General features: G+C 43.1%; 15 protein-coding genes. 9 read left to right on the top strand and 6 right to left on the bottom strand.

Annotation, left to right across the window (positions count from 1 at the left end):
- The first annotated feature begins 355 nt into the window (after nucleotides 1-355).
- Nucleotides 356-706 carry a Spx/MgsR family RNA polymerase-binding regulatory protein gene (locus ACTJIX_RS05785; RefSeq protein WP_005220539.1) on the top strand — a complete coding sequence of 117 codons (351 nt, stop codon included), beginning with the start codon at nucleotides 356-358 and terminating at the stop codon, nucleotides 704-706.
- 92 nt (nucleotides 707-798) lie between these two features.
- Here the strand turns inward: ACTJIX_RS05785 and ACTJIX_RS05780 are convergent, their stop codons facing one another.
- Nucleotides 799-1,236 carry a DUF2147 domain-containing protein gene (locus tag ACTJIX_RS05780; RefSeq protein ID WP_004813793.1) on the bottom strand — a complete coding sequence of 146 codons (438 nt, stop codon included), beginning with the start codon at nucleotides 1,234-1,236 and terminating at the stop codon, nucleotides 799-801.
- A gap of 158 nt (nucleotides 1,237-1,394) precedes the next feature.
- Here ACTJIX_RS05780 and ACTJIX_RS05775 point away from each other — a divergent pair, with 158 nt between their 5' ends.
- Together ACTJIX_RS05775 and ACTJIX_RS05770 are read left to right on the top strand one after the other, a co-directional pair.
- A complete protein-coding gene (locus tag ACTJIX_RS05775) occupies nucleotides 1,395-2,306 on the top strand; it encodes an alpha/beta hydrolase (protein WP_440611271.1) in 912 nt (303 codons plus the stop codon).
- 283 nt (nucleotides 2,307-2,589) lie between these two features.
- A complete protein-coding gene (locus ACTJIX_RS05770) occupies nucleotides 2,590-3,792 on the top strand; it encodes a GGDEF domain-containing protein (RefSeq protein WP_440611270.1) in 1,203 nt (400 codons plus the stop codon).
- Nucleotides 3,793-3,834: 42 nt separating this feature from the next.
- Here ACTJIX_RS05770 and dsbD read toward each other — a convergent pair whose 3' ends face one another.
- The 4 genes from dsbD to ACTJIX_RS05750 form a co-directional block, all read right to left on the bottom strand.
- Nucleotides 3,835-5,658 carry a protein-disulfide reductase DsbD gene (gene dsbD, locus ACTJIX_RS05765; RefSeq protein WP_440611269.1) on the bottom strand — a complete coding sequence of 608 codons (1,824 nt, stop codon included), beginning with the start codon at nucleotides 5,656-5,658 and terminating at the stop codon, nucleotides 3,835-3,837.
- Between the two features lie 18 nt (nucleotides 5,659-5,676).
- Nucleotides 5,677-6,432, bottom strand: a complete 756-nt coding sequence (locus tag ACTJIX_RS05760; RefSeq protein WP_440611268.1) for a transporter — start codon at nucleotides 6,430-6,432, stop codon at nucleotides 5,677-5,679.
- 27 nt (nucleotides 6,433-6,459) lie between these two features.
- Nucleotides 6,460-7,002, bottom strand: a complete 543-nt coding sequence (locus ACTJIX_RS05755) for an ankyrin repeat domain-containing protein (protein WP_008305788.1) — start codon at nucleotides 7,000-7,002, stop codon at nucleotides 6,460-6,462.
- Nucleotides 7,003-7,130: 128 nt separating this feature from the next.
- Nucleotides 7,131-7,496 (bottom strand): HPF/RaiA family ribosome-associated protein, encoded by a 366-nt coding sequence (locus tag ACTJIX_RS05750; protein ID WP_004813805.1) that lies wholly within the window; start codon nucleotides 7,494-7,496, stop codon nucleotides 7,131-7,133.
- A 239-nt stretch (nucleotides 7,497-7,735) separates the two neighbouring features.
- On the opposite strand from ACTJIX_RS05750, the gene puuE reads away from it, so the two are divergent.
- From puuE to ACTJIX_RS05720, 6 genes are all read left to right on the top strand, one after another.
- A complete protein-coding gene (gene puuE / locus ACTJIX_RS05745) occupies nucleotides 7,736-8,710 on the top strand; it encodes an allantoinase PuuE (protein ID WP_440611267.1) in 975 nt (324 codons plus the stop codon).
- Nucleotides 8,711-8,854: 144 nt separating this feature from the next.
- On the top strand, nucleotides 8,855-9,358 hold the full coding sequence (uraD, locus tag ACTJIX_RS05740) for a 2-oxo-4-hydroxy-4-carboxy-5-ureidoimidazoline decarboxylase (protein WP_048882167.1): 504 nt from the start codon (nucleotides 8,855-8,857) through the stop codon (nucleotides 9,356-9,358).
- The gene (gene uraH / locus ACTJIX_RS05735; RefSeq protein ID WP_005220531.1) at nucleotides 9,355-9,681 is read left to right on the top strand and encodes a hydroxyisourate hydrolase; all 327 of its coding nucleotides are present in this window, start codon (nucleotides 9,355-9,357) and stop codon (nucleotides 9,679-9,681) included. The genes uraD and uraH overlap by 4 nt, the downstream gene beginning before the upstream one ends.
- Before the next feature lie 39 nt (nucleotides 9,682-9,720).
- Nucleotides 9,721-11,079, top strand: a complete 1,359-nt coding sequence (locus ACTJIX_RS05730) for a nucleobase:cation symporter-2 family protein (protein ID WP_108619336.1) — start codon at nucleotides 9,721-9,723, stop codon at nucleotides 11,077-11,079.
- A gap of 123 nt (nucleotides 11,080-11,202) precedes the next feature.
- Nucleotides 11,203-11,937, top strand: coding sequence for an outer membrane protein OmpK (locus ACTJIX_RS05725; protein ID WP_440611266.1), 735 nt, complete (start codon nucleotides 11,203-11,205; stop codon nucleotides 11,935-11,937).
- Nucleotides 11,938-12,015: 78 nt separating this feature from the next.
- Nucleotides 12,016-12,534 (top strand): N-acetyltransferase family protein, encoded by a 519-nt coding sequence (locus tag ACTJIX_RS05720; protein ID WP_440611265.1) that lies wholly within the window; start codon nucleotides 12,016-12,018, stop codon nucleotides 12,532-12,534.
- A gap of 128 nt (nucleotides 12,535-12,662) precedes the next feature.
- On the opposite strand, the gene hpxO is transcribed toward ACTJIX_RS05720, so the two are convergent.
- A complete protein-coding gene (hpxO, locus tag ACTJIX_RS05715) occupies nucleotides 12,663-13,820 on the bottom strand; it encodes an FAD-dependent urate hydroxylase HpxO (RefSeq protein ID WP_048882163.1) in 1,158 nt (385 codons plus the stop codon).
- Between the last annotated feature and the right edge of the window lie 76 nt (nucleotides 13,821-13,896).

The following is a 13,896-nucleotide window of genomic DNA, read 5'->3' as shown; positions in this document are numbered from 1 at the left end:
GGATGACAGCAAAAGGACAGGAAGCCGTAGGAAGAAATAAAACAGACTACAAGATTTAGCTTGTTTTGCATGGATGTGACATCGGACGTTGAGATGAGACCCGCATAATCAGGATGATTAGATGCGGGTTTTCTCATTTTAGCGCCTCTATAACATTATCAGCTTCTCATTTCTTTTTATTCTGCGCCCTTATCTTCATCACTATTTTGCACAAATCGGATGTCAATTTCATGACATTCCTGTATCTGCTATGTATCTATTTTTATCTCATTTTTTACCTGGGTTTTGCTTCCTGCTCATGGTTGTAATCATTAAATTTCGCTAAGCTATAGTAAAATTTAGATGGGTGATGATCATGTTGAAGATCTATGGAATTAAAAATTGTAATTCAATGAAGAAAGCATTTGATCTGCTGGGTGAACTGGGTTTGAACTATGAGTTTCATGACTATAAAAAACAGGGAGTCGATGCTGAAACTGTAAAGACCTGGCTGGATACATTGGGTCAGGAAGTTGTGCTGAATAAAAAAGGTACCACCTGGCGCAAACTCAGTGAAGAAGAGCAGCAAACCGCCTTGGCAAATGAAGAGAATCTGCTTGCTGCCTTAATGACTCATACCAGTCTGATTAAACGTCCAATTCTGGCAACTGGTTCAGGTTTTATCGCGGGTTTTGATGAGCCTGCCTATCGTGCGCTGAATAATTAAAGCGAACTGATAATAAAGTTCAATATAGCAACCGATTTATAGCCACAAAAAAGCCTGACAATCGTCAGGCTTTAACAGTCTCAGACTCAGAATCAGTTTGCACGAATCCAGGTCTGGTTACGGCCCAGCGCTGCTACACCAATAAAGCCACGTAGTTGCAGCTTCTTACCACCATCAGCCAGGTTACCTTTTAGCTTATAGGTCTTACCTGATTGCGGATCAAGAATCGAACCACTCTCATAGTTGGTACCGCCAACATTTTTCAGACCTTTAACAATGGTCAGGCCTTTCAGAGATTTGTTGTGATATGGACCTTCACATTTCGTGCAGGCATTTTCTTCACCTTTGGTCAAAACCTTCTGAATGCTGGCACTTAAAGTCCCATTGCTTTGTTCAGTAAATTTTACAATCGCCTTTGGCTGATTGGTTTTGTCATCAATTGTTTTCCAGACTGTTCCGTTTAAAGGATCTGCGGCATTCGCCAATGCACTTAAACCCAGTAGTCCTAACATAAGCGCGATTTTTTTCATTTTTGTTTCTTTCCCTAAGTCTGTGAGTAGACCGTTGTAGTATTAATTAAGTCACAACAATTTTTCAATTTCTAGATGTGACTATCTAGTGTAACCTTGTAAATATTGTTGGTAAATAACATACCAGACCAATGAAAACATAAAAAGATGGAAAGAAAATGAAGATTAGTCCCCTTACGAAACAGTTAATTACAGAAACGATTTTAAAGACTTCCATCCGTAAACCCAGCCAGTTTAATCTCCCGCCTGCTGCGCTTAGAAAAACTCTTGAACAGTTCTGCAAACTTTTTCCTGTAGACAAAAATGTTGAAATACGATCCTTAAAACTGGCAGGGCTGAATGCAGAGGAAATCAAGCCACAGCAAGAAGCCACCCAGCTGATTTTCCATATTCATGGGGGTGCTTTTTATTTGGGTTCAATGAAGACCCATCGTGCTTTTATGAGCCAGATTGCTGCCCGTACCCAGATGCAGGTGCTGCATGTAGATTATCCACTTGCTCCTGAAGCACCTTATCCAGCCGCACTGGATGCCGTTTTCAATGTATATATGCAACTGTTAGATCAAGGCGTGCAAGCCAAAGATATCATTCTCTCTGGAGATTCTTGTGGGGCAAATTTGGCATTGGCGCTAGCCCTAAAAATTCAGAAACTGGAACTCCCTCAGCCCAGTGGTTTGATCCTGCTTTCTCCCTTTGTTGATCTGACCCTGACCAGTGAATCCTTGCGCTACAATCAGGTACATGATGCCCTGTTATCCATTGAAACATTAGAAAGTGGCATTCAATACTATGTACCTTCGTCAATCGAGCATGGCAATCCTGAAGTATCACCTTATTTTGCCGACTTAACTGGTCTGCCACCCATGCATATTCAGGTCGGTTCCAAGGAAATTTTGCTGGATGATGCGCAGCGTCTCCGCGATAAGGCCCTCGCAGCAGGGGTTGAAGTAGAGTTCAAGCTATATACAGGTATGTGGCACAATTTTCAGATGTTTAGCGCCTGGTTTGATGAAGCCCGACAATCTCTGGCTGATTTGGCCGACTTTGCACACCGTCTGGATCGGGACTAAAAGCCCAGTTTTTATATTTTTCAATTTTCAGGATGGTGCAGGAAAATTTTCTATTTGGTAAATATTTAAAAAGCCAAATGCATCACTGTGACCTGCCTATCCTGTAATCTTTTCGCATGTTACAACGATGTAAATTTCAAACTTTACTAAAATGACCTAGCTGTACAAAATATAACCATTCTCTTTCGCAGTATATTCATGTTATCTTAAGCCCAAGAAATAAAACATTTTATTTATTACGATATTTATAATTTAGAATGGTCATTATAGGATACAGCCTTGTATGAAGCGTATCTCGCCTGCTCTGCAAGCTATTTTCAAGTATAAAATTACCAAGTATCTGGTTGAAGAAGAAGTGGTGATGAATTGGGGGATACTGAAAAAATGTATCCTCATGCTTGTACTTGGCTGTGGTATCCATCTCAGCTGGATGCTTTGGGATATCTTTGTTTTACTCAGTCCTGAATATTGGCAATATGTGGATATAAGCGTGGCAAAAATGCAGATTATCCTCAATAGCCTGTTTTTACTGATTCTGCTTTGCCTGATTTATCCCTGTTATAAATTTCGAAATAACACCCGCGTCGAACGTTATCTGCCCTATATCTCAGTCGGCATCTTTGTGATTTCCCTTTGCCGTGATGCCTATATTGTTGGTGTCGTCAGTCCAGTGGCCATGATTGCCTATGTGAGCCTGATTACAGTAGGGCTGGTCCTGTTTTCTCGAACGCTGGTATATAGCATGCTGATTCCAGCTTCAATTTTTCTCAGTATTTGCGGTTATTTGAGCTATACCGGCCAGCTTACTTATTCACCACTTTTTACCATTCCAGGCAAACTGTTCTATAACGGTTTCTGGCTGGTATCCATGTTGTATTTTATTCTGCCTATTCTGACTATCTGTATGATGCTGTTTGAAATCCTGCTCAGCCAGTGGCGACACCGTGAAAAACTGATTCAGCACCTAAGCCAGATTGACCCATTAACCAATCTGTTTAACCGACGTAGTATCAATCAATGTCTGGATAAACTGAATAGCGTGAAACTGGAAAGTTATGCCTTAGTTTTGTTAGATCTGGATCATTTCAAGAGAATTAATGATTATTATGGGCATCATAAAGGTGATGAAACCCTGATCCGGGTCAGTGAGGTGCTCACCTTGCTGCTACGTGAAAGTGATGTGGTTGGCCGTTTTGGTGGTGAAGAATTTATTTTGATCCTGAAAAATTCCAATCTGGAAAAGGCGCGTCAGGTTGCAGAACGTTGCCGTGCTGCAATTCAGCAACTGGAAATTTATAGTGATGATGGTCAGCGCATTCATGTCACTGCAAGTTTTGGTATTGCATTATCTAGTCCAGAACTTCGCCCACAACAGTTATTGAGTCAGGCAGATAAAGCCCTGTATCAAGCCAAAGCGAGTGGTCGTAATCTGGTTAAAGCTTATAACACTACACTTGATGGCGGGATGCAACTGCATCATTCGTGATTTAATTGACTTTTCCATAATTGCACAGTACATAAAATTATTTTATTGCGCTTGAACAAAACGTTCTATTTGTTCTAATAATTCAGCTTCAGTAAAAGCCCCAGTCAAACGCAAGCCACGAATTTCCTGTTGCTGATCATTCAAGAATAGATATGTAGGTGGACCTAGAATTTCCCACTGATTTAACAGTGCTTGATGCGTTACATCATAATGACTGAGATCCAGTTTGATCAGAAAATACGGTGCCAAAGCCTGCTGTACCTGAGCTGATTTTAGCACCCGGTGTTCGATGGGCTGACAGGCCACACACCAGTCGGCATAGACATCGACAATAACTCGTTGCCCTTTTGGTACTGTAGCCAGTAACTGCTCAAAATCGGTAGCAGTCGCTGCGACATGCCAAGTCGCCTGTTGCTGAGCAGTTTCAACAAAAAAGCGCTGACTGTGCTGATACTGACTATAAATAATATACGGCACTGCCGTTGCCAGGCAGATAATATACAACCATCGCAGTCCAGTATTTTTCCAGAACAGCCGTGCCAATATGTAGGCCACAAAGCTTAAACCCAGTCCAAGAGAGAGCCACTGTAGTGCTGCTTCTGAAATCAGGGGGCGGATAAAATACAATGCCAGCGCCAGCATGATAAAAGCAAACAGAACCTTGACCTGATTCATCCAATGTCCCGCTCTAGGCAATATACGCGAACCGAGAACACTGGCGAGTAGCAAAGGAGTTCCCATACCAAAGCCTAAGGTAAATAGAAGCAAAGCACCCCGCCACTGACTTTGGGTTTGAGAAATAAATAGTAATGCCCCTGCCAGCGGTGCTGTCATACAGGGACCCACCAACAGTGCTGACACCATGCCCATAATACTGGCACTGACCAGAGTCCCGCCCTGTTGCATGGCTTGAACCTGATCCAGTCGATGTACTAAACGCTGTGGCAACTTGATTTCAAACAGACCAAACAGGTTGAGGGCAAAAGCCACAAATAATAAGCTAAAGGCAATTAAAGTAGCGGGCTGCTGTAGCCAGCGCTGGAAATTCAGTCCGGCAGAAGAAGCAATCAAGCCCAGTACTGCATAGACCAGAGCCATACTGGTGACAAAGCACAAGGCAACCATCCAGGCCTGCATTCCACGTCGATCCCGCACAATCAGTGAGGTCAAGATCGGTAACATTGGCAAGGAACAAGGCGTGAAAGCCAGCAGCATACCTAAGCCAAAAAACAGCAACAGGCCATAGCCTAATGAACTTTCTGCCAGTTGTTCAGACCATTTCTGGTCTTTGGCAGCAAAGCTGGAGCCATCCTTATTATCTAATGTACTCACCTCGACAGATTCAGAACTATTATTCAGAATAGTGTTTTGCTGGTCTGATGAATTGCTTAGGTCAAGTAACCGTTTAGAACTGCCTTCTGTAGGCTGATATTGTACCAAGCCGGACAGATCAGTTTTGAATTCAACCGTTTGTGGCGGATAGCAGAGCCGATCTTTGGCACAACCTTGCCAGGTCACCTGATAGGTTTGCGAGGCTTGTGTCGGAATATTGAACTGTAATTGTTGATAGTAAACCTGAGTCTGACCGTAATTATCATCATGCAGGTCTTCAGCAGGTGGCAAATCCAGTTGGAGTATTTGGCCACCCTGCTGAACTTCCACCATATGCTGATAGATATAATAGTTGTCTGGAATTTCCCAGCTGAGTTCCGCCTGCTGCGGACTGCTGGAAACCACCGTAAATGGAAAAGCCTGATCAGGCGACAATAAAGGTGCTTGCGCCTGTACTGCACAACTTAGCAGCAGGCTCCCGAACAGGATTCGGGAGCCAGATCTACTCCAGGCTTTCAGTTTTTCGGCATCCATGACGACTGGTCAAAACTCCTAGAACAGGAACGCTACGCCCAGACCTGAGGTATAACTCTTGTCAGCACCATTCAGATCCACGCCCACGCTGGCATCCAGCTGAACACGATCATTCAGGGCATACATTACGCCTGTACCCAGCCCATATTCATAATCCTGGCTTTCAGCCTTGCGATAGACAAATTCCGAGAAGCCTGACCATTTATCAGCGATTTTATATTTCAGTGTGGGTACGGCCTGGATGGCCCACTGATCATCCTGCCATTCATAGCGCATGGTAATTGAAGTATTGACCAGATCATTATATTGATAAGCCACAGCTGAACTTAAACTATAAATATCTTCTTCATTACTAAAGCCTTGATTACCTGTCGCAATCAGTACTTCAGCCAGTAAGGCCATTGAAAGTCGCTCATCATCCAGATCAATGGCTTTTTTCAAACCAATACTGACATCACCGAGACCATCATCTTCTGATTTAATGCCATCTATTTTACTTTTAGACCAGGATGGGCCCTGCCAACCCAGTTGTAATTCTAGGCTGTCACTTAAACCGGTACGCAACAACATATCGGCATTGAGTGTGGTGCTATAGTCACTGCCTGATTCAACATAGCTGGCAGAAGGCAGGCCCTGTTCCCAGACTAACTGCCCTACTGGTATCGTCGTCGTGCTAAACCCCGTGCCTGGACGGTCGAAAGCAAAATCTGCAGCAAATACCTGCGCGCTCGCAGTTGCCAGTGCCACAAAACCCAATGTCTTTAATGTTGTCATAGATTGCTACTCTTTCTTTTTTAAGTCTTAACCGAGTTCTTTGGACATCTTCGCGCCACGGCTACGCAGCAGTTCCAGTGTCTGCTTTTCTTCTTCCAGTGCTTCTGCCCAGTTAATTTCATCAAAGTCACAGTCAAAGAACAGATCACAGATTGAAGATAGAATCGTCAGACCGTCTTCATCCCGGGTATTTGGATCGACATTTTCATCCAGTAAACGTTGTACGGCAGGTACACAGGCAGCACTGGCAGCGTCCCAAAGTGGACCATAAATTTCTTCGGCATCCCACAGGTGCAGATTCACTTTGGCTGCAATCAGGGCATCCAGAATATCAAGATGCACTTGAAGCTTCTGTTGTTTTTCTTCGTTAGATAGAACATTGCCTGCTTCATAAGCCTCACAAACTTCTTCCCACCACTTGAACAGACCATCTGACCAGACAGAAATGACCGGGCCTTTTTCCATATCAATAAAATTTGGGTTGAGTCCATCTGCCAGGAGCTTTTTCACCTGATTCAGATCCAGTTCTTCGAGTGCTTGCACAAAAAGCTGTTGTTGCGCAGTTAACATGATGGAGCTCACTTCAATTCGTTTTCGACTATTATGCCGAATAAAGCAGGATTTGTTTTATTCTCATTCGTTTATTTTATCTAAAATTGAAAAAAGCCCCGTAGGGGCCTTTTTCATCTGCAAACTTTTTATTCTTCTATATCTGTAACCGTTTCTTCGGCAAGTTTTAGCGGATTACCACGCACATTGTCTTTTTTCTCAATTACATGTTCCAGGCTGCGTTTTAAACGATCAATGGCCCCACGAATTGCGGTATCAATATTGTGACCATGATGGTTGACCACAATTGGCTTCAAGCCTGCTGGACGTGCTTCAATCATGCAGCGAATATCATCATCGCCACCTTTTGCGGCATTTTCATCACTAAGATGCACGGAGAAATGGGTAATACGCTCACTGTGGCGCTGGAATTCCTGATTTAATTCGGTACGAACGTAAGTTATTAGGCGATCACTATTGCGAATATTTTTATCGGTACGGAGTTCAATGTTCATAAAATACCATCCTCAAATCATTGTAACTTTTTAGTGCAGATTTTTTATCTTGGCACGTTTGTAGCTTGCTGTTTTGTATTGCATTTCACTTCTTCAAATCGTTTTGGATTAACCCTCCACATTGAATGATGAACACATTTTTGAGTCTGCAGAACCGTGTCCTTATACTTTGAATATCGGTCCTCTCTTAAAAATATGCAAGTGATATTTTGATTTTTTTAGCAAAAGGACAACCAATAGTGACAACTGCTTACTTACGCGGAAAACAATTGATTGAAACGATACAAAAGCAAGAATATTCACGCGATTTAATCGGCTATCACGGCAAACCACCCCATGCACAGTGGCCCAATGCTGCCCGGATCGCGGTACAGTTTGTATTGAACTATGAAGAAGGCGGTGAAAATCATGTCGAACATGGTGATAGCGGTTCCGAGCAGTTTCTGTCCGAAATCGTGGGTGCTGCCAGTTTTCCAGCAGTACACCGCTCCATGGATTCAATGTATGAATATGGTTCACGTGCTGGCTTCTGGCGTATTCATGAGGAGTTTCAAAAACGTGGCTGGCCTATGACAATTTTTGGAGTCGGTATGGCACTGGCTCGTAATCCTTATATCGTCGAGGCCATTAAGGCGGCTGATTATGATGTGGTCTCCCATGGTCAGCGCTGGTTGCATTATCAGGATATGGAGATTGAAACTGAACGTCAGCATATGGATCAGGCCTTAAGTGTGCTGACTGAACTCTTTGGTGAAACGCCAATTGGCTGGTATACCGGACGCGACAGTCCCAATACACGTCAATTATTAGCTGAATTTTCTCAGATTAAATATGACTCTGATTATTATGGTGATGACCTCCCATTTTGGAGCACCTTAACTGAACCAAATGGTCAAAAACGCCCTCATTTGATCATCCCCTATACATTAGAGTGCAATGATATGAAGTTTAGCTCTCCGGGTGGTTTCAATTCAGGTGAGCAATTTTACCAATATTTAAAAGATGCCTTTTATGTGCTCTACAGTGAAGGGGAAACTGCACCAAAAATGATGTCAATTGGTATGCACTGTCGCCTGCTCGGACGTCCGGGACGCTTCAAAGCCTTGCAGCGCTTTATGGATTATGTACAGAGTCATGACAAAGTATGGGTCTGTCGTCGTAACGATATTGCACAGCATTGGTATACGCATCATTTTCCTGCGCACCAAGATTAATCATTCACTCAAATCATCCAAAGAGAGCCTCATGCTCTCTTTTTTTATTTTGACCTTTTGGTTGCCCCCCTATTAGGCGATTTTCAACAATTTGGCATTGTTATTGCAATTTCCAGTGAGAAATATGGATAACAAACTTTAATTATGCAATTAACTGAATTTAACCAGGCATCTGACAGCGATATTGAACTGCTGCTCAAGCAGTGTGTGCATATTGACCGTTGGGCTAAAGAATTAAAACAGCAACGACCTTTTACTTCATGCGATGAGCTGCTCGAAGCTGCCAAAAGACAGGCACAGACCTGGACTTGGGAAGAAATTTACAAGGCGCTCGCAACCCATCCTCGGATTGGTGAAAAGCAGGCACAGACTGCTTTAACCGCCAAAGAAGAAGGTTTTTCCGAACGGGAACAGGCCTCGATTTCACAAGATGAAGAAACTCAAGCCGCTTTGCTAAAAGGCAATCTGGCCTATGAGAAAAAATTTGATTTCATCTTCCTGATTCGCGCAGCAGGTCGTAGTAGCGAAGAGATTCTGACAGCATTGAATTACCGCCTGGTGAATGACCTGGATACTGAAAAGCGTATTGTTCATCAGCAACTTTTAGAAATTGCTTTGTTACGTCTGGCACAGGAGATTGATTCATGATCAGCACCCATATTCTTGATACTCATCTGGGTAAACCTGCAGCCGATGTTGAAGTCAAATTAATGGATGCCACAGGTCAGGTATTGGCGACTGCTAGCACCAATAATGATGGCCGGGTACTGGTGCCGGATTTTGGCTTAGACATTATTAGCACCGGTGACTACAGCATCGAGTTTGCAACCAAAGCCTATTTTGATGTCCAAGGCTTGGCTACATTTTTCCCAAAGGCTGTGATCCATTTCAGCATTTTAGATGCTGCTCAGCATTATCACATTCCATTACTCATCAGCCCTTTTGCTTATTCGACCTATCGCGGTAGTTAAGTTAGCCCGCTCATTATTCAGAATAGAGAAGGATTTTATATGTCAGAACAAGAAAAAACTGTCTCACCCGAACACGAATTTTTAGGGGTTGGAAAAAGTGCGGCTTATGGCTTGCAGCATGTATTGACCATGTATGGCGGTATTATTGCCCCACCCCTGATTGTGGGTACTGCTGCAGGCCTGAGTGGTATGGAAATCGGTCTGTTGATTGCCGCAGCACTATTTGTAGGTGGCCTGGCAACGATTTTACAAACAGCAGGCGTAAAATATGTCGGTGCTCGTTTGCCTTTGGTACAAGGGGTATCTTTTGCTGGCGTAGCCACTATGGTGGCGATCGTGACCACCGGAGGAGGATTGCAGGCAGTCTATGGCGCTGTAATTGTCTCTGGTCTGATCGGTTTCTTCCTGGCACCCTATTTCTCTAGAATTATCCGGTTTTTCCCACCGGTAGTCACTGGCTGTGTGATCACCATCATTGGTCTGTCCTTACTGCCAGTTGCAGTACGCTGGATGATGGGTGGCAACAAAAATGCTGAAAACTGGGGTAGTGCAGAAAATGTTAGCTTGGCGCTAATGACCTTAGCTATTGTGATTTTGCTGAATTTATCCAGTAATGCCACAGTACGTCGTTTGTCCATTCTGCTATCTATTGTATTAGGAAGCATAATTGCAGGTTTAATCGGCTTTGGTGACTTTTCTAAAGTGGCAGATGGTGCATGGTTACAATTCCCGAGTTTTTTTGCTTTTGGCATACCTACTTTTGAACTGACAGCCATTCTTTCCATGTTGATTGTGACTTTGGTGATCATGACTGAAACCACGGCTGATATTATTGCAGTTGGTGAAATTGTTGGCACCAAAGTCGATGCTGACCGTATTTCTGATGGCTTGCGTGCGGACATGCTGTCGAGTGCCGCAGCCCCTATCTTCGGTTCGTTTATGCAAAGTGCTTTTGCACAGAATGTTGGACTGGTAGCGATTACTGGAGTTAAGAGTCGTTTTGTTGTGACCGCAGGCGGCATTATTCTGGTGGTACTGGGCTTGCTACCAATTATGGGCCGTTTAATTGCGTCTATTCCCGTACCGGTGCTGGGGGGTGCAGGCTTGGTGTTATTTGGAACAGTTGCAGCCAGTGGTATTCGTACCTTAGCGAAGATTGACTATAACGAGCAAAAGAACCTGATCATTGTAGCAACGTCAATCGCTGCCGGCATGGTGCCTATTATTGATCATAGTTTTTATGCAGATTTTCCAAAATGGGTTCAAACTTTATTCCACTCTGGTATTAGTTCAACCTGTTTAATGGCCATTTTACTGAATATCTTATTCAACCATTTAAACTGGTTTAAGACTAAGACTTTGGCCAATGCTGAACCGGCAGTAGATAGCCACCACTAAACCTGGGTTAAAAAAGTTGGTCGGAATATTGCATATATAAATGTTGGTTAGCGATCAATTTTCACTTTATTTTTACTTATTAATCTGTATGCTTTATCTGCTTTCTTGGGGGAGAGATATTAAATGAAACTTAAACAAATCGTAGCACTTTGTGCATTGGCTTCTACTGCGGCTGTTACTCAAGCAGCACCTATCTGGCAAGACTTTAGCTTAACAGGTCTGTATGGTGAAAACTATGCTGTCCCTTTTGCAGGTGATGACAACAAACAGACCACGATTACTGCTGAATATGCAGCAGGTCTTAAGTATGGCGATTTTTTTGCTTTTGCTGACCGTAGTAATACTGACTTTGGTAATGAAACCTATTTCGAAGTTGCACCACGTTTAAGCCTGGGCGCTGTAACAGGTCAAAAACTTGAATTGGGTCCAATTAAAGACGTTCTTATCGCGACAACTTGGGAAGGCAGCGCTAGCGCTAATACTGACTTTAACAACTACTTATATGGTATTGGTTTTGCACTTGATATTCCATACACAAGTTATGCGAATATCAATTTCTACAAAGCTGACAACGATGACACACCAGATGATTATCAAATGACCATCACTTATGCAGTGCCATTTAAAATCGGTTCTGAAGAATTCCTGGCAGATGCTTTCCTGGATTGGTCAACTGCTGAAAAAGATCACGCAAGTGAATTAAACTGGACCTCACAATACAAATGGAATCTGGGCAAACATATTTCTCCTGAGACTAAACTTTACTTAGGTGTCGAGCACTCTGTGTGGAATAACAAATATGGTATTCCAGGTTTAGACCAACACGATGTCAGCGCTCTTGTGAAGTATCACTTCTAAGAGATGTTATCTTAAAAGCAGAACTTCGGTTCTGCTTTTTTTTATTTCTTTAATTTAACTTAATCAGTAGATGGTTCAATGAGTGCAGTTCAGATCCGTACAGCCAATATAGACGACCTTGAAAGTATCCTTAATATTTATAATCAGGAGATTATCAACGGTACTGCCACCTGGAACCATACTGCGATGGCATGGTCAGATATACAGGCCTGGTTCAAAACCCTTCAAGATCAGAGCTATCCGGTACTCGTTGCAGAACATCAGCCTACAGCTAAAATCATTGGCTATGCCAATTATGATGAGTTCCGTAGTATTCAGGGTTTCTCTAAAACAATTGAACATGCGGTCTTTCTACATCCTGACTATACTGGTCAAGGGATAGGAAAACAGTTGTTATTGCGCTTGATGGAAATTGCCAGCAGGCAGGGCATGCATATCATGGTGGCAGCAATTGATTCGGAAAATATAGCCTCCATTCATTTGCATCGAAAACTTGGCTTTATTCAAACGGGTTATATGCCACAGGTGGGAGAAAAATTTGGTCAGTGGCGTAATCTGGTCTTGCTTCAGCTGAACCTGGATCAAAATTCACTTTAGATTTTTCTATATTAAAAACTGACTGCAACAAGAAAGTACAGAGATAAAAAAAAAGGGCTTACGCCCTTCTGCTGATCAATCATTGTTATTATTTTATATGCTTATTATCATGAATTTTCATACAAGTTTCAGTCCAAAGGGTTACCGATAATATTGCTAATAATGCCTTTCATAATATGTGGGCCATTTTCACGACGTAATTCTTCATACCATTCCATTGTTACCTCTTTATCTTTCATATGAGTGACATCACAGCGCTTACGCGCACGCAGCACCAGTTCATTTGCACGTTCATTGCGTTTATTCTGATAGCGACGTAATGAGTCCTGTAATCCCAGTGTATTGATCTGAAGTGCACGAGCCAGATAGATCGCATCTTCCATCGCCTGGCAACCGCCTTGACCAATATCCGGCGTTGTACTGTGGGCTGCATCGCCGACAATGACGACATTGCCTTTATAAAAATCGGCAAATGGTTCGATGTCATGAATTTCGACACGATTGGTACGCTGCTCATCAATTGCCTCAATCAGCTTTTGAACCTGAGGACACCAGTCTTTAAAGTATTCTTTGAGTAATGTTTTATATTGGCTACGCTCATTCTCCAGTCCTACTGGCAATGGCACATCAAAAAAGAAGTAGAAACGGTTATTTGCAACCGGCATCAGTGAAGCACGTTTGCCCTCACCGACAAAAGTGGTCCATTGATCAGCAGGGGCTAAATCTTCCGATACCTCAACCAGACCATTCCAGTTCACATAACCGGCATATCGACGCGATACAGTTTCACCGAGCACATAAGCGCGGGTCATGGAATGGGTTCCATCGGCACCAACCAGCAAGTCTGTTTGAATTTCTGAACCATCTGCAAAGCTAACGGTAACCTGTTGTCCATCATCATTGAGCGCCACCATTTTTTTACCGAGATGAATATCAGCATGACCAAATTCATCCATCAGCATATTCTGTAATTCGGCACGAGAGACCGGATATGGACGCTGCCCCACTTCTTCAATCAGCGGATAAAGGCTGAACTGGGTCATAACATCGCCAGTCAGACCATCAACATAAGCCAGATTATCCATCTGCCCGCCCAGTTGGGCGACCTGGTCAGTTAAACCTAAATAATTCAGGCATTTCACCCCATTGGACCAGAGAGAAATCGCAGCACCCACGGGCAAAATCTGTTCGGCCTGCTCATAAATGCTGACCTGATGTCCGAACTTCTTTAATGCAATGCCTGTGGTTAAGCCCGCCATCCCGGCGCCAATAATGGTGATATTCATTGTTCCCCCTAAGTTCATAAATGTTGATCCATCTCAGGGAGACAAAGCGAAAAGTGTGCCATTTTCCGAATAGTTT

It is taken from the genome of Acinetobacter sp. 22323 (assembly GCF_052044895.1).
GTDB lineage: Bacteria > Pseudomonadota > Gammaproteobacteria > Pseudomonadales > Moraxellaceae > Acinetobacter > Acinetobacter schindleri.
This window is presented reverse-complemented; position numbering and strand designations above follow the sequence as displayed.

Coding starts and splice junctions, on each gene's coding strand:
- ACTJIX_RS05720 (WP_440611265.1), top strand. CDS start 12,016: ATGAGTGCAGTTCAGATCCGTACAGCCAATATAGACGACCTTGAAAGT.
- ACTJIX_RS05780 (WP_004813793.1), bottom strand. CDS start 1,236: ATGAAAAAAATCGCGCTTATGTTAGGACTACTGGGTTTAAGTGCATTG.
- ACTJIX_RS05760 (WP_440611268.1), bottom strand. CDS start 6,432: ATGACAACATTAAAGACATTGGGTTTTGTGGCACTGGCAACTGCGAGC.
- ACTJIX_RS05725 (WP_440611266.1), top strand. CDS start 11,203: ATGAAACTTAAACAAATCGTAGCACTTTGTGCATTGGCTTCTACTGCG.
- ACTJIX_RS05750 (WP_004813805.1), bottom strand. CDS start 7,496: ATGAACATTGAACTCCGTACCGATAAAAATATTCGCAATAGTGATCGC.
- ACTJIX_RS05785 (WP_005220539.1), top strand. CDS start 356: ATGTTGAAGATCTATGGAATTAAAAATTGTAATTCAATGAAGAAAGCA.
- hpxO (WP_048882163.1), bottom strand. CDS start 13,820: ATGAATATCACCATTATTGGCGCCGGGATGGCGGGCTTAACCACAGGC.
- uraD (WP_048882167.1), top strand. CDS start 8,855: ATGCAATTAACTGAATTTAACCAGGCATCTGACAGCGATATTGAACTG.
- dsbD (WP_440611269.1), bottom strand. CDS start 5,658: ATGGATGCCGAAAAACTGAAAGCCTGGAGTAGATCTGGCTCCCGAATC.
- ACTJIX_RS05775 (WP_440611271.1), top strand. CDS start 1,395: ATGAAGATTAGTCCCCTTACGAAACAGTTAATTACAGAAACGATTTTA.
- uraH (WP_005220531.1), top strand. CDS start 9,355: ATGATCAGCACCCATATTCTTGATACTCATCTGGGTAAACCTGCAGCC.
- ACTJIX_RS05755 (WP_008305788.1), bottom strand. CDS start 7,002: ATGTTAACTGCGCAACAACAGCTTTTTGTGCAAGCACTCGAAGAACTG.
- ACTJIX_RS05730 (WP_108619336.1), top strand. CDS start 9,721: ATGTCAGAACAAGAAAAAACTGTCTCACCCGAACACGAATTTTTAGGG.
- ACTJIX_RS05770 (WP_440611270.1), top strand. CDS start 2,590: ATGAAGCGTATCTCGCCTGCTCTGCAAGCTATTTTCAAGTATAAAATT.